The organism is Flagellimonas sp. (assembly GCF_965222555.1).
Taxonomy (GTDB): domain Bacteria; phylum Bacteroidota; class Bacteroidia; order Flavobacteriales; family Flavobacteriaceae; genus Flagellimonas.
Genome location: NZ_CBDCUG010000004.1, coordinates 1 through 21,749, shown reverse-complemented (window position 1 = coordinate 21,749; position 21,749 = coordinate 1). Strand labels below are relative to the sequence as shown.

Annotated in this window: 19 protein-coding genes and 2 pseudogenes; 1 reads left to right on the top strand and 20 read right to left on the bottom strand. The window is 38.5% G+C overall.

The window, feature by feature from the left end; all coding sequences use genetic code 11:
• Positions 1-130: 130 nt before the first annotated feature.
• Positions 131-613, top strand: a complete 483-nt coding sequence (locus ACOQO1_RS04570) for a hypothetical protein (RefSeq protein ID WP_420601678.1) — start codon at positions 131-133, stop codon at positions 611-613.
• Between the two features lie 9 nt (positions 614-622).
• Here ACOQO1_RS04570 and ACOQO1_RS04565 read toward each other — a convergent pair whose 3' ends face one another.
• The 20 genes and pseudogenes from ACOQO1_RS04565 to fabZ all read right to left on the bottom strand — a co-directional run.
• Positions 623-2,092 (bottom strand): magnesium chelatase, encoded by a 1,470-nt coding sequence (locus ACOQO1_RS04565; RefSeq protein WP_420601677.1) that lies wholly within the window; start codon positions 2,090-2,092, stop codon positions 623-625.
• A 16-nt stretch (positions 2,093-2,108) separates the two neighbouring features.
• Complete coding sequence (locus ACOQO1_RS04560) at positions 2,109-3,257, bottom strand: vWA domain-containing protein (protein WP_420601676.1); 1,149 nt, start codon at positions 3,255-3,257, stop codon at positions 2,109-2,111.
• 71 nt (positions 3,258-3,328) lie between these two features.
• Entirely contained in the window at positions 3,329-3,928 is a 600-nt protein-coding gene (hisIE, locus tag ACOQO1_RS04555; protein ID WP_420601675.1) for a bifunctional phosphoribosyl-AMP cyclohydrolase/phosphoribosyl-ATP diphosphatase HisIE, read from the bottom strand.
• Between the two features lie 2 nt (positions 3,929-3,930).
• On the bottom strand, positions 3,931-4,686 hold the full coding sequence (gene hisF / locus ACOQO1_RS04550) for an imidazole glycerol phosphate synthase subunit HisF (RefSeq protein ID WP_420601674.1): 756 nt from the start codon (positions 4,684-4,686) through the stop codon (positions 3,931-3,933).
• Positions 4,687-5,205 (bottom strand): DinB family protein, encoded by a 519-nt coding sequence (locus ACOQO1_RS04545; protein WP_420601673.1) that lies wholly within the window; start codon positions 5,203-5,205, stop codon positions 4,687-4,689. It lies immediately after the preceding gene.
• A complete protein-coding gene (locus ACOQO1_RS04540; RefSeq protein ID WP_420601672.1) occupies positions 5,198-5,977 on the bottom strand; it encodes a HisA/HisF-related TIM barrel protein in 780 nt (259 codons plus the stop codon). Before ACOQO1_RS04540 ends, ACOQO1_RS04545 begins: the two co-directional genes overlap by 8 nt.
• A complete protein-coding gene (locus ACOQO1_RS04535; protein WP_420601671.1) occupies positions 5,974-6,396 on the bottom strand; it encodes a GNAT family N-acetyltransferase in 423 nt (140 codons plus the stop codon). The genes ACOQO1_RS04540 and ACOQO1_RS04535 overlap by 4 nt, the downstream gene beginning before the upstream one ends.
• Positions 6,396-6,977 (bottom strand): imidazole glycerol phosphate synthase subunit HisH, encoded by a 582-nt coding sequence (hisH, locus tag ACOQO1_RS04530; protein WP_420601670.1) that lies wholly within the window; start codon positions 6,975-6,977, stop codon positions 6,396-6,398. Before hisH ends, ACOQO1_RS04535 begins: the two co-directional genes overlap by 1 nt.
• The gene (gene hisB, locus ACOQO1_RS04525) at positions 6,978-8,114 is read right to left on the bottom strand and encodes a bifunctional histidinol-phosphatase/imidazoleglycerol-phosphate dehydratase HisB (protein WP_420601669.1); all 1,137 of its coding nucleotides are present in this window, start codon (positions 8,112-8,114) and stop codon (positions 6,978-6,980) included.
• Positions 8,114-9,160 (bottom strand): histidinol-phosphate transaminase, encoded by a 1,047-nt coding sequence (gene hisC / locus ACOQO1_RS04520; RefSeq protein WP_420602461.1) that lies wholly within the window; start codon positions 9,158-9,160, stop codon positions 8,114-8,116. Before hisC ends, hisB begins: the two co-directional genes overlap by 1 nt.
• A 35-nt stretch (positions 9,161-9,195) precedes the next feature.
• Positions 9,196-10,479 carry a histidinol dehydrogenase gene (hisD, locus tag ACOQO1_RS04515; RefSeq protein ID WP_420601668.1) on the bottom strand — a complete coding sequence of 428 codons (1,284 nt, stop codon included), beginning with the start codon at positions 10,477-10,479 and terminating at the stop codon, positions 9,196-9,198.
• Positions 10,479-11,336, bottom strand: coding sequence for an ATP phosphoribosyltransferase (gene hisG, locus ACOQO1_RS04510; RefSeq protein ID WP_420601667.1), 858 nt, complete (start codon positions 11,334-11,336; stop codon positions 10,479-10,481). Before hisG ends, hisD begins: the two co-directional genes overlap by 1 nt.
• A gap of 202 nt (positions 11,337-11,538) precedes the next feature.
• A complete protein-coding gene (locus ACOQO1_RS04505; RefSeq protein ID WP_420601666.1) occupies positions 11,539-12,351 on the bottom strand; it encodes a prohibitin family protein in 813 nt (270 codons plus the stop codon).
• Positions 12,352-12,361: 10 nt separating this feature from the next.
• The gene (locus tag ACOQO1_RS04500; RefSeq protein ID WP_420601665.1) at positions 12,362-14,392 is read right to left on the bottom strand and encodes a VWA domain-containing protein; all 2,031 of its coding nucleotides are present in this window, start codon (positions 14,390-14,392) and stop codon (positions 12,362-12,364) included.
• 5 nt (positions 14,393-14,397) lie between these two features.
• Positions 14,398-15,144, bottom strand: a complete 747-nt coding sequence (gene fabG / locus ACOQO1_RS04495; protein WP_420601664.1) for a 3-oxoacyl-[acyl-carrier-protein] reductase — start codon at positions 15,142-15,144, stop codon at positions 14,398-14,400.
• Between the two features lie 108 nt (positions 15,145-15,252).
• Complete coding sequence (gene sucD, locus ACOQO1_RS04490) at positions 15,253-16,125, bottom strand: succinate--CoA ligase subunit alpha (RefSeq protein WP_420601663.1); 873 nt, start codon at positions 16,123-16,125, stop codon at positions 15,253-15,255.
• A gap of 65 nt (positions 16,126-16,190) precedes the next feature.
• On the bottom strand, positions 16,191-17,126 hold the full coding sequence (locus tag ACOQO1_RS04485; protein ID WP_420601662.1) for a UDP-3-O-(3-hydroxymyristoyl)glucosamine N-acyltransferase: 936 nt from the start codon (positions 17,124-17,126) through the stop codon (positions 16,191-16,193).
• Between the two features lie 6 nt (positions 17,127-17,132).
• Positions 17,133-17,700 (bottom strand): annotated as a pseudogene (gene efp / locus ACOQO1_RS04480) (elongation factor P).
• A 4-nt stretch (positions 17,701-17,704) separates the two neighbouring features.
• Complete coding sequence (gene lpxA, locus ACOQO1_RS04475; RefSeq protein ID WP_420601661.1) at positions 17,705-18,490, bottom strand: acyl-ACP--UDP-N-acetylglucosamine O-acyltransferase; 786 nt, start codon at positions 18,488-18,490, stop codon at positions 17,705-17,707.
• Positions 18,487-18,901, bottom strand: a pseudogene (gene fabZ / locus ACOQO1_RS04470) (3-hydroxyacyl-ACP dehydratase FabZ); the annotation flags it as partial. The pseudogene fabZ and the gene lpxA, both read right to left, overlap by 4 nt.
• Positions 18,902-21,749 lie beyond the last annotated feature (2,848 nt).

The following is a 21,749-nucleotide window of genomic DNA, read 5'->3' as shown; positions in this document are numbered from 1 at the left end:
TCTACACATTGCACCATTTCATCTTTCGGATTGTCCAGAATTGCCAACGGTTTAACGATTTCTTTAAAATAAGCTGTTTGTTATACCGTTCTTTACCCAAACTTTAGAGTTTTCCAAATCTCAAACAACGATGAACTTATTAAATAAATTTTTACCGTGGAAAAGAAACACCATAATCATCGGGATTATGCTTTTTGCTTTGGTGATTCTTAATTTTTATGGCCTTTATACCAATAAGTTCTATTTTTTTAAACCAGACAATTACATTTTCCCAATATTAAGTGTTATACATTTTCTGTACCTCTACGTGATTTGGTTTAAAATCACCGAAAGTGAACTACCAGATCCTAAAATGAGAAATCTTGAATATGTATTGTATGTGCTTATGGTGGTTTACGTGTTTAAAATTTATGATACCGTACATATTTTAAGTTCTTTTTCAGAGTATCAGGAACATGTATTACCAGCTACATTCAAACCCATAGGCATCCTAATCTTAGTTTTACATTGTCTATTGCCCATTCTCACTTTGATTTCCTTTTGGTATAGAAAGCGCCTAATAGGAGAGTATAATTTTGAAAACTACAACGATAACCTAAACATTTGGCAATAGTCCAAATAGCTATAATCCTCTAATATAGCTACCGTACAAATCCTTAAACTGGTATCCTTGGGTAAAACGATGTTTACTCAGTTTTTTATGTGCAACCAATCCCCAAAGCAATAATTCCTTCATAAAGTAAGAGTCTTCCTTAGCCATTGAAGGTTGATATTCTCTAAGTAAGTTATTCAAAGGAGAAACAGAATCCAATTTTGCTCGGTATTCTTTGTCTGTGTCTTCATCAAGCAGTTCAAATCCCTCTCCATCAAAAAACCAATGCACCAAATCGTCGTAAGCCGTTTCAGCATCTTTGCGTTCCAGTTTGGCTATCTCAGGAAAATAACTTGGAAATAATGATTTAATGGCATCTTCCACAAGAATTTCAGCCACTGAACCAGCCCCCTCTTGCTCTCCTTCATAAACCAGCTCTATTTTTCCAGTTATGGAAGGAATCACTCCGATAAAATCAGTTAATCGAACTGTGGTTTTCTTATCTCCTGACCTAATGATTCTACGTTCTCCAGTACTTAGTAAATTTTCAAACGCTGTAATACTTAATCGTGCACTGACCCCACTCTTGGTATCAACATATTCACTGTTTCTTGCTTCAAAACTGATTTGTTCCAAAACATCCATAGCTATTTCCGGCACATGGACAACATCCAATTGTCTTTTATCCAATTGTGCCTCTTGGCGGGTTATTTTCTTCGCTATTTCTAAATTTTCCGGATAATGGGTAAGGATTTGAGAACCGATCCTATCCTTTAATGGGGTAACTATGCTACCTCTATTGGTATAATCCTCTGGGTTTGCGGTAAATACAAATTGAAGGTCCAAAGAAAGACGAAGTTTGAATCCACGAATCTGTATGTCACCTTCTTGTAGTATGTTAAATAGTGCTACTTGAATTCTTGCTTGAAGATCGGGTAATTCGTTTATCACAAAAATACAGCGATTGGCACGCGGTATCATTCCAAAATGAATCACCCTATCATCTGCATAGGAGAGCTTTAAGTTAGCCGCTTTTATAGGATCAATATCACCTATTAAATCGGCAACGGTAACATCCGGGGTGGCCAGTTTTTCATAAAACCGCTCATCGCGATGTATCCATTCAATGGGAGTATCATCTCCTTTATCCTTAATTAGCTCTGTTGCATATCTCGAAATGGGTTGAAAAGGATCATCATGAACCTCAGAACCTCCCACAATCGGAATCCACTCGTCCAAAAGCTGAACCATCAATCGAGCAAGCCGTGTCTTAGCCTGACCTCTCAACCCTAAAAGATTAATATTGTGCCTGGACAAAATAGCACGCTCCAATTCTGGAATAACAGAATTTTCATAGCCCCAGACCCCATGAAATGTGTCTTCCCCATTAGCCATTTTCTCTAAAAGGTTCTCACGCAATTCATCTTTGATGCTTTTGCTTTGGTATCCTTCTGCTTTAAGTTGACCTAGGGTTTTTATTTTAGTGTGATCCAATTTCATTATCGTGTAAATAGTATTACTTGATTCTTTTTCTTCTATTTTGTTCGTAATCTTCAAAAATCATTTCACCCAAACCCTTCAGGCCGGTATAAAATGCTTTTCCTTTGTTTGCCTGGGTAAACTCCCTTACAAATTGCATCAGGTATGGGTCTTCCGCTATCATGAATGTGGTTATGGGGATATGTAACTTTCTAGCCTGCTGGGCCATGGCATAGCACTTCTCCACTATATAATCATCCAATCCAACACTGTTTTTATAATAGTCCCCATTTGGAAGTCTCAAGCATGAAGGCTTCCCGTCGGTAATCATAAAAATCTGTTTATTGGTATTTCTTTTTCTTCGGAGCATATCCATCGCCAATTGAAGTCCAGCAACTGTATTGGTATGGTAAGGGCCAACCTTTAAATAAGGTAAATCCTTTATGGGAATGGGCCATGCGTCATTTCCAAACACCAAAATATCCAACGTATCCTTCGGATAACGAGTTGTAATCAATTCAGCCAAGGCCATGGCCACTTTTTTGGCTGGGGTAATCCTGTCTTCCCCATAAAGAATCATGCTGTGACTGATATCAATCATCAACACGGTACTCATTTGGGCCTTGTATTGGGTATCCTCGACCACCAAATCCTCTTCACTCAATGAAAAACTATCCAAACCATGATTAATCTGGGCATTTTTAAGGCTTTCGGTCATGGAAATATGTTCCAAGGCATCTCCAAAACGGTATTCCCTAAACTCTCCAGTATGCTCATCACCTCTTCCAGATTTCCCAGTTTTATGACTCCCAGAGCCGCTTCGCTTCAGCTTACCAAAGATTTGCTCCAAAGCCCTTTGCCGTAACATACGTTCCAATTTGGCGGTAATGGATAAATCCCCACCTCCATCACCTTCCTCTCCATCCGTTCTTTCACCATCGGTATCAAATTCTTCACGGATGAAACCCTTAGCTTTTAAATCTTCAATAAAATCATCAATGGTGTAATCTTCATCGGTCAGTTCGTACTCTTTATCCAGTTCGCGGAGCCAATCCAATGCTTCCTCCACATCTCCAGAGGTATGCGTGATCAATTCTTGAAAAATCTCAAAAAGTTTTTCAAACGGAGTTTGATGGGGAGCTTCGTAGGTAGTGAAACGAAATCCCTTTCTTGCATTCATAGCCATTACATAAAGTTAAACTATTTCAATGTAAAGGCTTTGGATTTAAAAAAAACTTAACGGTCTTGTTTAAGGCTCTATTTGTGACGTCCTTTGAGTGTATTCACAATGTCCTTTAAATGATACCCCTTGGCTTGTAACAAAATAAGGTAGTGGAATAACAGGTCGGCACTCTCGTTTAAGAACAACTCTTCATTATCATCTTTTGCCTCTATAACGGTTTCCACAGCTTCCTCTCCCACTTTTTGGGCTATTTTATTGATACCCTTTCGGAACAGTGAAGCAACATAACTATCAGGATTATCCACATCTTCCTTTCTAGAAGTGATGATTTTCTCCAGAGCAGAAAGAAAACCATAATCTTGAACATTTTCCTCAGCCCAACAGGTATCTGTTCCTTTATGACATGTGGGACCAACGGGATTTACGGTTATAAGCAAAGTGTCATTGTCGCAGTCATTTTTTATATTGACCAGGTTTAAAAAATTCCCGCTTTCCTCTCCTTTTGTCCATAGCCTTTTTTTGCTCCTGCTGTAAAATGTCACCTTTTCGGTTTCTTGCGTAACATTCAACGCCTCTTGATTCATATAACCCAACATCAAGACATTTTTGGTGGTTGCATCCTGGATGATGGCCGGTATTAAACCGTTGCCATTTTTATTGAAATCTATTTCCATTTTTATAATCGAACGGGAATACCGTCTTTTTTTAATTCTTGCTTTAAACCTTTTATTTCTATTTCCTTAAAGTGAAAAATACTGGCTGCGAGTGCGGCATCTGCTTTTCCATCGGTAAAAGTATCCGTAAAATGTGAAATAGCCCCTGCTCCCCCAGAAGCAATAATGGGAATATTTACAAGCTTGGACAATTTTGACAGTGCCTTATTGGCGAAACCGTTCTTGGTGCCATCATGATCCATAGAAGTGAACAAAATTTCTCCTGCGCCACGCTCTTCAACTTCTTTAGCCCATTCAAAAAGGTCAATTTCCGTAGGGACTTTACCCCCAACCAGGTGAACCTTCCAGTTTCCATCAATCTGTTTCGCATCTATGGCAACTACAATACACTGCGAACCAAACTTGGCAACAAGCTCGTTGATCAGCTCTGGTCTTTTTACTGCTGAAGAATTAATTGAAACTTTATCCGCGCCATTTTGAAGCAAAATATCCACATCTTCAACAGATGAAATTCCGCCCCCAACCGTAAAGGGTATATTCACCTTTTCTGCAACATGGTACACCAACTCTGCTAAGGTTTTTCTTCGCTCCTCCGTTGCCGAAATATCTAAGAAAACCAGCTCATCTGCACCTTCTTTGGCATAGATTTCCGCTAGCTCCACAGGGTCGCCTGCATCTCTTAAATCAACAAAGTTGATACCTTTTACGGTGCGTCCGTTTTTAATGTCCAGACAGGGTATGATTCGTTTTGTCAGCATCTAATTTTCGTTTTTTGTATTGAGGTTTATTCCATCATAAAAACCCAAATCAGCGTTGTTCAATAGTTTTGTCCAAAGTGCTATTTGTCCTGTGTGGTAAGAAAAATGCTCCACCACGTGAACAATATTTCCAATTCCTGAAAACTCAAATCCTTGAACCGACCTTTTTTTTAGTAGTTCATCCGTGTTTGCTTCTGCATAACCCTTTTTTGCCATTTGAACGGTTTCCTCGAGCTTTTGAAAAAGTTCTTCCTTGGAATACCCGGAAAGTGTGGCAAATTCTGCGTCACGATCACGATTGTCCTCCAGTCCCTGCAATGATACTATTCCATATTGGGTGATGTTACCGCATAAATGCAAGATTAGATTCCCTATACTGTTTGTTGATTCATTTGGTTTTTTCCAAATCGCTTCTTGCGGAAGCTTGTCCAAACAGATTTTAATCATCCGCAGGCTCTCATCCATCCGATAACATGCATTTGTAACAAACTCTTGCTGAAATTGTGTGTCGCTATCCATTCTCCAAAATATAGTTCTCCAGTTGTTTTAGACTGATTCTATTCTCATATATGGCCTTACCAATAATGGTTCCTTCGCAACCAATCTGGGCAAGTTTAGGTAATTCCTCAAAGTCAGAGATTCCACCACTGGCTATCAATTTAATTCCCAACACTTCTTTGTCCTCCACACCACTGCCCGTTATCAGCGTTTCCACTTTTTTTGTTTGGGATAGAATTTTTTTATAAAGTTCAAATGAAGGACCTTCCAGCATACCATCCTTGCTGATGTCCGTACAAATAATATAGTTCACCCCTTTTTTCTGATAGGATTTGATAAATGGCACCAACTCCTGGTCCGATTCTTCCTGCCAGCCCGAAACTGCTATTTTTTCATCTTTGGCATCGGCTCCTAAAATGATTTTTTCTGGTCCATAGTTTTTCAACCACCCCATGAAAGTGGTTTTATCTTTTACAGCAATGCTACCTCCGGTAATTTGATTTGCTCCACTTTCAAATGCAATGTGTAAATCTTCATTTGTTTTTAATCCACCACCGAAATCAATCTTTAAATTGGTTTTGGAAGCTATACTTTCCAATACTTTATGATTGACAATGTGCTTTGATTTGGCACCGTCCAAATCTACCAAATGCAAATATTGAATCCCGTGACCTTCAAATAGTTTCGCCACTTCCAGCGGACTCTCATTGTATACCTTTTTGGTATCGTAATCCCCTTTGGAAAGCCTTACACATTTTCCTTCAATAATATCTATGGCCGGAATTATCCTCATTTACTTTTTTTCTTTTTAAACATCCAGGTTTCAGGACTTGGAACGGAGTCAAAGCCGAACTGCTTATAGAAATTATGGGCATCATCAGTCCTTAACCCTAAACCATTTACTTGTTTTAAATCCGGGTGGTCAACTATAGCTTCCAACAAAAGTTTTCCAATGCCCTTGCCCTTGTGAGATTCTTGGACAAAGACATCCATGAGCCATGCAAAGACCACAAAATCCGTTGCTACCCTGGCAAAGGCAATTTGATCGTTGTTTTCATCAAAGACACCAAAACATAGCGAGTTTTCAATACTTTTCTCCACCAATGCCACACTTCTACCCTTTGCCCAATAGGATTGCTCACTTAGGTATTCATGAATCATTGGAACATCCATTTTACTTTTATCTGTGGATACCGTGAATCTTTCCATCATTACAATTCCAAGAAATTTTTCAAAATCCATTCACCTACTTCCCCACTTTTTTCAGGATGGAACTGCGTTCCGTAAAAATTATCCTTTTGCAAAGCGGCACTATAAGGTAATGCATATTCAGTTACTGCAACCGTGTCCTCTCCTTTTGGAGCGTAATAGCTATGCACCAAATAAATGTGCGCACCTTCCGGAGTATTGGCAAACAAATTGGTTTTCAGTTCCTTTATCTGATTCCACCCTATCTGAGGTACCTTAACTGTTTTTGGGAACTTTATTACATCCAGATCAAAAATTCCCAGTCCTTTTGTATTACCTTCTTCAGAGGAATTGCACATGAGTTGCATCCCCAAACAAATACCCAAGACAGGCTGTTTTAGTTCAGGAATCAACATATTCAATCCACTCTCTCGTAATTTTGTCATTGCAGAACTGGCTTCTCCTACTCCGGGAAAAATGACCTTGTCTGCATTACGGATTTCCTCCACATTATTGCTCAAGACCGCCTCATAACCCAGGCGGTTTATGGCAAATTTGATGCTCTGGATATTTCCGGCGCCATAGTTGATAATTACAATCTTCATTTACAGCATACCTTTCGTTGATGGCAATACCATCTTTTCAACATCTTGTTTTACCGCCATTTTAATGGACTTTGCAAATGCCTTAAAAATGGCCTCAATTTTATGGTGCTCGTTCGTACCCTCTGCTTTTATATTTAAATTGGCCTTGGCTCCATCTGTGAATGATTTGAAAAAATGCAAGAACATTTCTGTGGGCATATCCCCCACTTTTTCACGCTTGAAATCTGCGTCCCAAACGAGCCAATTTCTACCTCCAAAATCTATGGCCACTTGTGCCAAACAATCATCCATGGGTAGGCAGAAGCCATACCGTTCTATCCCTAGTTTACTGCCCAGGGCTTTAGCAAAAACCTCTCCCAAAGCAATTGCAGTATCTTCAATGGTATGATGCTCATCCACTTCCAGATCTCCATTGACTTTTATATCCAAATCCATTTGGCCGTGTCTTGCCAGTTGGTCCAACATGTGGTCAAAAAATGCCAGTCCAGTATCAATAGTGCTCTTTCCCGTACCATCAAGGTTTAGTTTGATATTGATATCGGTTTCATTGGTTTTTCTGGAAATATCGGCAATCCTGTTTTCCAACTTTAGAAACTCATAGATTTTTTCCCAATCATTGTTTTCCAATGCAATGTAATCATCAAGTTCCTCTCGTTTCACCGTAATTTCCCCGATCCCTAGATGTGTGTCATCATTAATAAAAATCCCTTTCGCTCCAAGGTTTTTGGCCAATTCTATATCTGTTAAACGATCTCCAATAACAAAAGAGTTTTCCAAGTCATAAGAATCAGAAAAATACGCTGTCAACAATCCCGTACCCGGTTTTCGGGTATCTGCATTCTCTTTTGGAAATGTTTTGTCTATAAAAACCTTGTCAAAGACAACACCTTCATTTTCAAAGGACTTTAGAATGAAATTGTGAACCGGCCAAAAGGTATCTTCTGGAAAAATATCCGTTCCCAATCCATCCTGATTGGTTATCATGACCAGTTCATAATCCAGTTCTTTTGCTATTTTCCCCAAGAAAGTAAATGCTTTAGGATAGAAAATCATTTTTTCAAAAGCATCTATCTGCTCATCTGCAGTTTCTTTGATGATAGTGCCATCCCTATCTATAAAAAGTACTTTTTTGCCCATTATCCTATTTCTTTTAAAATGGCTATTAGTTTTTTGTTTTCTTCTGAAGTACCCACTGTGAATCTCAATGTATTCTCGCATAAGGGTTGATTACTCCTGTTTCGAACGACCACATTGGCCTCCAAAAGCTCTTGATACCTTTGATTTGCATTATCCACTTTGACCAACACAAAATTGGCATCACTTGGATATATGGTTGATACAAAACTTAATCCTTTCAAGGCTTCGACAAGCAAATCCCTTTCCTTTAAAATCCTTTCGACTTCCGTTTTAACCAGTTTGGAAGCCACTACCCTATCCAAGGCCCTATCCTGAGTCAATTGGTTTACGTTATAGGGTGGCTTGATCTTATTTAAAATCGAAATTATCTCTTTTGAGGCGTAACAAACTCCCAACCGAATCCCTGCCATCCCATAGGCTTTGGAAAGCGTTTGGGTAACGATTAAATTGGGATAATCTCCCAAACGGGAAACCCAGCTTTCATTCTCTGAAAAATCAATATAGGCCTCATCAATAATCACAAGCCCATTAAAGCTTTCCAACAATTGTTGGATGAGTTCTTGGGAAAAGGCATTGGCCGTTGGATTGTTAGGAGAACAAACAAAAATGGCCTTGGATTTTTCATCCACAGTATTCAGGATTGCCAGTACATCTGGTTCAAAATCCGTTGTCAGTAAAACTTCTCTATTTTCAACAGCATTGATGCTTGACAGTACTTTATACATGCCATAGGTTGGCGGTAACGTGATAATATTGTCTTGATTGGGTTCACAAAATGCCCTGAAGATCAAATCCAACACCTCGTCACTTCCATTACCCAATAAAATATTCTCTTCAGCAACCTGTCGCTGATTTGCCAACAAAGTTTTGAGACTTCTCTGCTGTGGATCGGGATATCGGTTAACACCGTTCTCAAATGGATTTTCGTTGGCGTCCAAAAAAATCATTTCGGAACCATCTGAAACATACTCATCCCTGGCCGAAGAATATGGTTTTAAATCCTTCACCGTTTCCCGAACCAGTTTTTTTAAATCAAAATTCTTCATTCCTATAATAGATCGCGACTGTACTGGACCTAACATTAGTTTATGCTTTTTAATCGTAGGGTCATTGCATTTTTGTGGGCTTGCAAGCCTTCGGCTTCTGCCATGAGTTCAACTGCGTTCCCAATTCCTTTAATACCTTCTTTGGTTATTTTTTGGAAGGTCATACTCTTCATAAAACTATCCAGATTCACACCACTATATTGTTTTGCATACCCATTTGTAGGCAAGGTGTGGTTGGTTCCCGATGCATAATCCCCAGCACTCTCAGGGGTATAATTTCCAATGAATACGGAACCAGCATTCTGGATGTTGTTAATATAAAAACTATCATTTTCAACACAAACAATAAAATGCTCTGGGCCATACACATTGATTAAGTCAATCGCCGTTACATCGTCCTCCACCAAAATCAACTTACTATTTGCAATTGCTTTTTCAGCTATGGTTTTACGTGGTAATTCTTTCAGTTGGTCTTCGATTTCCTTAGTCACTTTGTTCAATAAGTTTTCAGAAGTTGAAACCAAAATAACCTGACTATCCGCACCATGTTCTGCCTGACTCAGTAAATCAGAAGCTACAAAAGAAGGTTCTGCCGTATCATCGGCAACCACCAATAGCTCACTTGGCCCTGCTGGCATGTCAATGGCTACTCCGTACTTAGTCGCCAATTGCTTTGCAACAGTTACGTATTGATTTCCCGGACCAAATATTTTATACACTTTGGGAATGGTTTCCGTACCAAAAGTCATACCGGCAACAGCCTGAATACCCCCTACTTTAAATACTTTGGTAATTCCGCAAAGGTTGGCCGTATACAAAATAGCAGGATTCACCTCTCCGTTTTCGTCAGGTGGCGTGCAAAGAATGATTTCCTCACAACCAGCAATCTTGGCCGGTACAGCAAGCATTAAAATGGTTGAAAATAACGGCGCTGTGCCACCAGGAATGTAAAGGCCTACTTTTTGGATAGGTCTTTTTTCTTGCCAACAGCTTACCCCAGGCATGGTGTCAAGCTGAACCTTTTTAGTTTTCTGTGCAGTATGGAATCGTAAAATATTTCCTTTTGCCAAGGAAATGGCATCTTTTAAGTCCTCTGGAATTTGGGCAGAGGCGTTTTCCAATTCATTTTTCGACACCACAAAGGAGTCTAACCTGATCTTATCAAACTTTTCCGTGTAATCCCTAACAATCGTATCTCCACCATCTTTCACTTCCGAAAAAACTGAAGTAACAGTTGCTTCAATATCAGCAACCGTTTGGGTAGGTCGTTTTAAGATTTCCTCCCAATTTTCTCGCTTTGGATAATTGATACGCTGCATTACAATACCATTTTCTCAATTGGACATACCAGAATTCCCTCGGCTCCAGCTTGTTTCAATTCGTCGATAACCTCCCAAAAGGTATCCCGATTAATAACTGTATGCACCGAACTCCATCCCTCTTCTGCCAAAGGCAAAACCGTAGGGCTTCTCATCCCTGGTAAAATGGAGACGATTTCATCCAATTTATTATTGGGAGCATTCAACAATACATATTTGTTTTGGCGTGCTTGAAGTACGGATTTTATCCGAAAGCGAAGTTTTTCCAAAATCTCCTTACGTTCTTCTGAGATTTGCGGAGAAACAGCAAGAACCGCTTCACTTTTAAGGATTACTTCAACCTCTTTTAAATTATTCTTGAAAAGTGTGCTGCCACTGGAGACAATGTCGCAAATACCGTCGGCAAGACCAATATTGGGCGCTATCTCTACGGATCCATTAATAATGTGTAAATCTGCCGATACCCCTTTGGATTCCAGATAACCTTTTACCGTATTAGGGTATGAAGTAGCGATACGTTTTCCTTCAAGATCTTTGACAGAGTCATATTTCATTCCCTTGGGTACGGCCAAACACACACGACATTTGGAGAAATTGAGTTTTTCCTTAATAGCAATATCCGTCCCTTTTTCAACCAATACATTTTCACCAATAATGGCAATATCAACCACTCCGTCCCTTAAATATTGGGGAATATCTCCATTCCTGAGATAAAAGACCTCTAAAGGGAAATTGCGTGCCGTGGCCTTTAACTGATCTTTCCCATTATCAATTGAAATTCCACAGTCTTTTAAAATTTTAAGGGAATCCTCATTTAAGCGTCCACTTTTTTGAACCGCTATTCTAATTTTAGTCATTTCTGTTACATTTTGTTCGGAAACCAAACTGGCCTAAAAACAAAACCCGTTTGATTTCTCAAACGGGTTAGAATATATTTTAAAAACAACAATACATTTCTATCTCGCTTGAGGGCAAGTATAAAAATGGTGATGATGTGTGTTTTTATTTCTCATTTCGATGTCAAAAGTAGAATATATTTTTATATCAAAAAAGGGGTATTTAGTTATTTCCCAAAATTAATGGCAATCCATCCCCACTAGATCCAACCACCACAATCTTAGAATTTGGGGATTTTGAAAGCTCCAAAGTGGCCTCGATACCCTTGTCCTGCAAAATCTTATCTGTTAGTGATGCGCTAAGAATTTTATTCGCATCTGCTTTACCTTGCGCTTCAATCCTAACCTTTTCTGCTTCTTTTTGAGCGGTAACCAGCTTAAATTCGTACTCTAGTGATTGCTGTTCTTGCTTCAATTTGCTCTCAATAGCGTCTTTGATCGTAGTAGGCAGTTTTACATCTTCGACTAAAACACGTTTTACATTCAGGTATTGTCCATCCAACTCCTTACGAACCTCGTCCAAAATCTCCTGTTCAATTACATCTCTTTTGCTGGAATATAATTGTTCCGGAGTATAACGCCCCACCACACTACGGGCAGCGGCATTTATTGCGGGATCTAATAATTCAATGATATACTCCTCCCCCTTTGTTTTTATCAAAAGTCCAAGGCTTTTGTACTCTGGCTCAAACCAAATGGTACCATTGACTTTGACTTCAAGACCGTTTACGGAAAGCACGTTCATTTCATCAGAAATGGACTGCTGTCTCACTTTATGCACTAACATGTCGTTCCATGGTGCAACAATATGCCATCCTTCTCCATAGGTTTTATCGGTCACAACCCCACCACCGGCAGGTCTAAACAATACACCTCCCTCACCCGGCCCTATCCGTACGATTGATTTTGAAAGTAAAATAATTAAAACAATCGCAATAAAAACCGCGGGCAATGCAATTCTAGGTAATCTATCCATTTTATCTATTTTATATTAGTCCGTTGTATTTTCTGATAAACCATTCCAAAGAAAGAGCCAATACTATAAGGCCAAGTAAGACTTTAAAATCAATTAAAGATACGACATTTTGCTTGCTCTTTTGGATTGGAGTGTATTGTTCTAATTCTGATAAATCACTTATTAACAAGTCAATATCATCTGGAAAATAAACTTTTCCATTAGTTTCGTCAGCCAATCTTTGAAGTTTGCCATAATTGGCAGCAATCATTTGCTTTTCAGGGTTAAAATCGAGGATTTTAAAAGAGCCCGAGCGCTTTAAATCTCCCTTCACAGTAACTGTAAAAGTATAGTCGCCAGCTTCCAGATCACTTAAATCCACTTCAAAAAAAGAACCTTTCAATAACATTGGGGATTCCCTGGAAAAATTATTTTCCGAACTTTTGACATTGATTGCAATGTCCGCATCCGAATCAAAACCATAACTTTCATCAAAGTATGATGCCCGAATCCTTGCCTCACTGGAATTTGGGAAAACCAATGGGAAATCCAATTCCAATCTGCTCCGTTGGTTAGTGCTGTTCAGATACACCATTAACTTACTTATAAAATCATCGAAGTTTTCAAAGTTTTGGTGATTACGATAGCTCTGCGCCCGCCATTTCCAAATGTTTTCCCCAAACAATACGGCCTCCTTCTGCTTGCCTTCCACAAAAATTGAAAAAAGTGGAGCATCCAATTCCACTCCTTTTATTTTCTGAAATAAAATAGCCTCTCCATCCTTCTTAATTTCAATGCTGCCCAGATTATTTTCCAAAGGAGGAAAGTCATTTACATCGAAATCTCCCAAACCAAAAATGCTAAATGCATTATTGAGAAGCGGCAATATTTCTTCGCTCTGGTTAAAGTTTTCTTTAAAGAAGCTTTGCTGAATCCTATTTAAAAAGCCCCAATTGGTCTGTTTACCACAAATGGTGAAGCTATTCGATTTTGACTTTGCAATAAAATCATAGACCGACTTGAATTTATGGTTGGGTTGATACAGGATAAAGAGGTCAAAATCTTCAAGTCTATCCGAAGCTACTGTTGGTTTTAAAATGGATACAGAGCGCTGTTCATTGGTTTCAATTGATTTTTTCAGTGTGCCAATATCTGGGTGAAGCATATCCGAAACAATTGCTACATTGGTCTTTTCGTCAATAACCTCTACTGCCGTTTGCTTACTATTATTGAACTTGTTTTTTTCGTTGTCCAGAGATTCTATCTCGACTTTAATCGATTTCACCCCAATGGATTTGGCTTCTATAAGTTCGGTGACTGTCTTGCTATTTTGATTTGCACTGAAAGTCAATCGTTCCCTATGCACCAATTCGCCATTTACAGCAATGGTAAGGGTTTTTGAGATATTCCCAGTTCCATTGTAAAGAACGGTTGCCTCAACAGGGAACTTATTTTTTAAAAAAGCGTAGGTATTGCTATTTACCAGTCCAATTGAAATATCCTCGTACGCAGTGGTATCGCCAACAATTATAGGATACACGGATAAATCGTCACTCAAATTCGTATATACATAATCCCTCCCAAGGGTTTGATTGCCATCAGTAAACAAAACCACAGCACTAGTGCTATTTGCAAAGATCTCATCTGTTGTGGCAAGGGCCGTTTCTATGTCCGTGTTTCTACTTTCAAAACTAAAAGAATCAACTTGTTGAAGTTTTGTTCCAAAAGCATATTGTTGCACTGAGAAACGTTCATTTAATTTCCCGTCCGTGACAATCCTGCTGACCTTTTCAGCAATTTCGCTTTGTTCCGCACCCTCAAGTATGGATTCTGTGTCATCCACCAAAAGAACAAGATTGGCTTTTTCCAAAAAGTAATCTTGTTTGGTGAACTTGGGATTTATCAATAGCAATAAGGCACTAAAAAGCGCAATAAACCGAAAGCTTGCCAATAGTATTTTTAGCGAGCCTTTTTTGCTGTTCTTATAAAAGTATTGGTAAAATACGACGGTAAATGCAACAATTGCTGCAAGAATAATAAGAAGTACCGTCTTTATCTCCATTCATTTTAGGTTAGCATACCGCCATCTACATTTAATACCTGCCCAGTTACATAACCAGATAAGTCTGAAGCTAAATAAAGACATGCGTTGGCAACGTCTTCAGGACTACCACCTCGTTTTAAAGGAATGGCATCTCTCCATCCCTGGACAGTTTTTTCGTCCAATTTATCGGTCATTTCAGTTTCAATAAAACCAGGGGCTATAGCATTACAGCGAATGTTTCTCGACCCCAATTCCAATGCAACGGATTTAGTGAAACCTATCATCCCTGCTTTAGAAGCAGCATAATTGGTCTGACCGGCGTTTCCTTTAACCCCTACAACACTGCTCATATTTATAATAGATCCCTTGCGTTGTTTCAACATGGTACGTTGAACGGCTTTGGTCATGTTGAAAACAGACTTTAGGTTGATTTCGATCACTTTATCAAAATCCTCTTCTCCCATTCGCATCAACAAATTGTCCTTTGTGATTCCCGCATTGTTAATCAATACATCAATTCCCTCAAAATCTTCCAAAACCTTTTCAACCAATGCCGCGGATTCTTCAAAGCTTGCTGCGTTACTTTTATATGCTTTTGCTTTTACGCCCATAGCAGCCAGTTCTTTTTCCAATTCTAAAGCAGGAGCTTCGCTGGAACTATATGTAAAAGCCACATTGGCACCATGCTGTCCAAATACTTGAGCTATACCTTTTCCAATTCCTCTGCTTGCTCCGGTAATGATTACGTTTTTGCCTTCTAAAAGTTTCATGATGTTTAGGTTTATTCGATTGGTCGTTGACCAAATATAGTTTTTGTTTTACGTATTGAAGAAAAAAATCCCGTATTACACGGGATTTACAATAGTTTTAACGGTTGATTATCCAACCACTTCTTTTACTTTAACGCCTATTTCAGCAGGAGAATCCACCACATGGATACCACATTCCCGCATAATTCGTTTTTTGGCCTGAGCTGTATCATCACTTCCGCCAACAATAGCGCCAGCATGCCCCATGGTTCTTCCAGCAGGTGCAGTTTCACCAGCAATAAAACCAACAATTGGTTTTTTACTACCACTTTCTTGATACCATTTGGCAGCATCTGCTTCCAACTGACCGCCAATTTCACCAATCATTACCACACACTCTGTCTCAGGATCATTGATCAATAATTCCACTGCTTCTTTTGTAGTGGTTCCAATAATAGGGTCTCCACCAATTCCAATGGCGGTTGTAATTCCCAAACCTTGACGTACAACTTGATCAGCTGCTTCATAAGTTAATGTCCCAGATTTAGAGACAATACCAATATTTCCTTTTTTGAAAACAAAACCTGGCATAATACCCACTTTTGCTTCTTCTGGAGTAATGACCCCTGGGCAATTTGGACCAACAAGCGTACAGTCCAAATCCTTTATATAGTCATTGGCTTTAACCATATCGGCTACAGGAATACCCTCAGTAATGGTAATAATCACTTTGATTCCAGCACTAGCTGCTTCCATAATGGCATCTGCAGCAAATGCTGGGGGCACAAAAATAATTGTGGTATCCGCACCAACTTCTTTGACAGCGTCTTCAACCGTATTAAAAACAGGTTTTCCCAAATGCTCCTGTCCTCCTTTACCTGGTGTCACCCCTCCAACAACATTTGTTCCATACTCAATCATTTGACCGGCATGGAAAGTTCCTTCACTTCCTGTGAAACCTTGAACAATTATTCTAGAATCTTTATTTACTAAAACGCTCATATTTTTTGTTTGTTAAGCAGGACAAAAGTATGGTTTTGCCTATACAATTTAAAGTAATTTTTATGCTATTTCCCTTTGTTTTTTTTAAATAATGATGGCAGGTTTTTGATCATGGTCAGTTCCCTCATTTTTGTCCTTGCTTCTTCAGCAGGACTACCAAAATAGGTCTTGCCACCTTCCAAACTCTTTGCAACTCCAGATTGTGCGTACACAATAGCTCCTTTACCTATGGTAATGGCGCTTATTACACCAACCTGACCCCAAAGAACAACTTCATCCTCGATAACAACGCAGCCAGCAATCCCGGTATGGGATGCAATCTGGCATTTTCTCCCAATTACGGTATCATGACCAATTTGAATCTGATTGTCCAATTTGGTCCATTCCTTAATTGTTGTATCACCGGTGACTCCCCTATCAATGGTACAGGATGCACCTATGTCCACATTATCTTCGATAACAACACGGCCACTGGAAAGTAGTCTTTCAAAACCTTCGGCTCTTTTCTTATAGTAAAAAGCATCCGATCCCAAAACAGAACCACTATGAATGGTAACATTGTCTCCTATAATGCAATTGTCATAAATGGAAACATTGGAATGAATAAGGCAATTCTCGCCTATTTTCACATTATTTCCAATAAAGACATTGGGCTGTATTATGGTGTTCTTTCCAATTTCTGCTGTTTCCGCTACTGCAGCATTAGCGCTGGTAAAGGGGGCAAAAAACTGGGTTAGTTTATTGAAATCTGTAAACGGCTCATCAGATATCAATAGGGCTTTCCCCTTTGGGCACTCCACTTTTTTATTGATAAGTACTACGGAAGCATCACAATTCAATGCCTTATCGTAATATTTGGGATGATCAACAAATACAATATCACCCTTCTCGACCACATGAATCTCATTCATTCCCAATACTGGAAAATCTGCATCTCCGACAAATTCGGAACCTATGATTTCTGAAATCTCTTTTAGGGAATAGGGTTTGGGAAATTTCATTCCTGATTATTCTTTTACCCTTTCTTGGTAGGTGCCTTTTTCAGTTTCCACTTTAATTTTGTCGCCCTCATTGATGAAAAGTGGCACATTGATTCTTGCACCAGTTTCAACTGTGGCAGGTTTAGTGGCATTGGTAGCGGTATTTCCCTTTACTCCTGGCTCGGTGTGGGTAACTTCTAGAATTACACTGGCAGGCATATCCACAGAAAGTGGCATACTATCTTCCGTATTGAAAAGAATCGTGACCACTTCACCTTCCTTCAATAAGTCAGGAGCATCCAAAGAGCTTTTTTGCAATGAAATCTGATTGTAATCATCAGTGTTCATAAAATGAAAAGTATCTCCTTCGGCGTACAAGTATTGATACGAACGTGTTTCTACCCTGACATCGTCTATTTTATGACCGGCAGAAAAGGTATTTATCAATCACTTTTCCTGTTGTGACACTTTTGAGTTTTGTTCTTACAAATGCAGGACCCTTTCCAGGTTTAACATGAAGAAATTCTATGATTTTATAAATATCATGGTTGTATTTAATGCACAACCCTTTGCGTATATCTGATGTATTTGCCATAGTTTTAGTTTGAACTGAAATAACCCTTCATGATTCCTCTTTGCGAATCCCTGATAAATTGTAGAATCTCGTCTCGCTCCGGAGTTGCCTCCATTTCTGCTTCTATTATGGAAGCTGCCTGAGAGTTATTGTAGTTTTTTTGATAAAGTATTCGATAAATATTCTGGACCTCTCTAATTTTTTCAGCAGCAAAACCTCTTCGTCTCAGGCCTACAGAATTAATTCCAACATAGGAAAGGGGCTCACGTGCAGCTTTCACATAAGGTGGTACATCTTTTCTTACCAAAGACCCCCCAGTTACAAAGGCATGGTTTCCTATGGATACAAATTGATGTACCGCTACCATACCGGCCAACACCACATTTTCTCCAATAGTTACATGGCCCGCTAAGGTTGAATTGTTACTGAAAATGCAGCCATCGCCAATAAAACAATCATGGGCGACATGGCAATAGGCCATGATCAAACAGTTGTTTCCTATAACCGTTTTCATACGATCTGCTGTACCTTTATTAATGGTAGCACATTCTCTAATAGTAGTATTGTTGCCAATATGGACCGTAGTTTCTTCTCCTTGGTATTTTAAATCTTGAGGCATGGCAGAAATAACAGCACCAGGGAAAATATTACAATTTTTACCAATGCGTGCACCTTCCATAATAGTTACATTGGAACCAATCCATGTACCCTCACCAATGGTTACATTATTATGTATGGTGGTAAAAGGCTCTATCACCACATTTTTGGCAATTTTAGCACCTGGGTGCACATATGCTAATGGCTGATTCATTTAGACTCCGTGTTTTTTGTTTTTACTATCTGTGCCATGAGTTCAGCCTCAGACACCAATTTACCATTGGCATAAGCATAGGCCTGCATATGACAAATTCCACGTCTTATGGGCGAAATTAAATCACATTTAAATATTAAGGTGTCCCCAGGAACCACTTGCTGCTTAAACTTCACGTTATCAATCTTCATAAAGAAGGTGAGGTAATTTTCCGGGTCAGGAACTGTGCTCAAAACCAAGATGCCTCCTGTCTGGGCCATTGCTTCAACCTGAAGCACACCGGGCATTACAGGTGCACCAGGAAAGTGACCAACAAAAAATGGTTCGGTTCATGGTAACATTCTTCACCCCTACTACATGAGTATCGGAAAGCTCCAATATCTTATCGACCAATAAAAAGGGTGATCTATTGGCACAAAATGTTGAAAATTGTTATTTGTTTTTCCAACAAGTTAGTAATTCTATTAATATAATGTCTCATATTTAATAGGATTAACAACTTAGAAGCGATTCCTAGCGTCAGAAACTGACTTTTAGCATTGCTGGAACACAGGCTTTTGTCACCTTTTTAGTTGAGTATTATAATAAAATACACAAGGCTGGCAACATCAAATCGACGAAAATACAAAATTTAAAAAAAAACAACAGTATTTTATTAACTACTCCACTAAAAAGGTGACAAAGACCTGTGGCTGGAAGGAAGCAGGACACAATGTCGCTGAAGTGGTGTAATGTCACATAACGTCCAACGACACAGGCCTATTATCAATATTATTTTATTCAGGAATGTAACATACAAAATACGACGTTTTTTCCATTAAACTATCGACTTATAACTAGGCTTCAAGTAAAAAAAAATATTAATATAATACATTTTTGGATTGATACTTGATACATGTACATGCAAAAAACTGTGAAAGCAATTAATGTTAACAATGACAATGCATCTAAATATTAGATCTATTTGTGTCTAGTTTTCATGATTTGTTGAGAAATTGGTAACAGTATTTAGAAAACTTATTTTTGTATGGGTAAGTATAATATTTAGTATGTCATTTTCAGATGAAATTTTTTCCCAAAAGTTTTTATGGGATTTTAAGTTTTCCAAAAACAAATTTTCTATGGCTGTCAAAGTTTCTGCAGTACAGTAACATTTGAATTTCATCATTTATATCATTGCGTTGGCTGCATTTTCGTTTAGCCTAGTATAACGGAATAGGTGGAGATTTATATTGGTCTTATTACACTTATAGTATTGTTAAATTAATATCATACGAACTAGATGAAACAGACAGTTGTTTTTGTGTCTCTGGCTCTAAATAACCCAAATTTGACGAAAAAATTCGAGTTTTGGATATCATCGGGCGGGGTGTGTGTGGCTTTTTCAAAAAAACAATGTGTTTCTTGTAGAAAGGATACCCTCCCCCAGAGTACCAAATGGTTGCTCTGTACAAGTTTTGATTTATTAAGCCTATGTAAATTCAGGCCGTAATGTTTATAAAATTGACACTGGCACAAACTGACAAAAAAAAACCTCCCCAATTTGAACAACTGATATATATGTACCATTTTCTTTTGTATGACGTTTTCCATAGAAACCTTTTGGCATCTAGACCTAGATAAACTATATAATTTTTCTTATGTGAAAGGGCCCTCCTGTTTACATTTGACAGCTTTCATATCGGAGCCAATTTTGAAATTATTTTATATTTAATTTCAAACGTGTTCAAAGTCATCCCTTTAATGGTATTCAAAAAGACATGCAATGACGATTATATCACCTTCGATCTCATTTCCTTTACGTAAAACTAGCAAAGCTTAACAGATCCAACAAAGCCTATCATAAGGAAAATCTTCTTATCTTTCTGATAGTGAAACAACAAGTAGAAGTATTTTGTTCTGATTTTTTATTTTTCTGACAATAAGTAGGCCATGAACCGTTATAACAATAGGCTCAAAACCTGTATCACCTTCGACACACGTGTATTACCCTCGACTATGTCGTGAAAACAAGGGTGCTCAGGTTTCCTCAGGTCAGATATTTCTCCCGTATCACCCTGGCAACCATGTGATAACTGATAGTATTCACATCCATTAATTTAAAGGTCAATAATTGCAAAATATGCATTATAGAAATCAAATGGAAAAGTGCTCCTTCTGGGCTTTATTCATGCCCAACTTCACTAAACAGCTTTGCAGGTAAATATTTTAAAATTTGTGCCAAATATAAATGCACTTACTGGTCAAATAGGATACTGTTGGGCTAACACTAGCTAGGATAAACCTAACGTTCTCCACACACACTAAGTTAAGGACTTCAGGCCAACTTAGGCTCGACCAAATGTGGAACAAGGGTTTAATTCATTTGAGTTTTCTACTGAGAATATAATAAAACAAAAAACGTTTCTGTTACCTTAAATAATTCAATGTCCTATATCTCAGCTGTTACATCTGGAACAAAGCTAATACCGGAGAAATTTCTAAATGGGCCATAGTTGTATCCACAGAAAAAAATGGGTTGAAATGTGAGGACCTCTTGTTTCACCACCTGCCTGATATTCTCAGAAAATGCCTCTTGATACTCTTCACTTTAGTGTAGAGCATCGAAACAACTCATGGGTCTAGTGTTACTGTTGGGTATTTTACCTATAATGATCCACTTATGATCACATGTACCCTGGTAGCTACAGACCTGTAACGCTGAAGTTTTTCACTTGGCATTACAGTATGATGGGCAAGAGTTTGTACTCTGGAGTTGCTTGTTTGCGAACAGATCCCTTCGTAGCTTTTTCTGTTAGATCAAATCATTCATGAAATGTTTTAGAGATTCTCTGGAAGATTTCCAACCTTACCATAAGATTTAGGATATTCTAAGTGACCCCATTTTCCGTTATATTTTTGTGAAGGCAGACATGTCGGTAACCAGTCTATCCCACCATAGACGTTTCCCCGTCTAGTCGATTCCTCCCAGTCATGGACGATTCCCACCAGTCCTGGATGATTCCCCCGTAGTTATTGGATGATTTCCCCGTCGTAATTATATAGTTTTGGATTGAGTAATAATACATGTTTGATATATATTTTCAGGATGGAGGAATGGAGAATGGGAATGGAAGAGATAGATTACGTGGGAAGATTCGTTATTTACTGTATACTTTAAAAATATTGAAGAAAAAAAGTGTTTTGTTATATAAAATATTATAAACACACAATCATAAATATATACATAAAGCTCACAATCAATAAATAAAAAATAAGT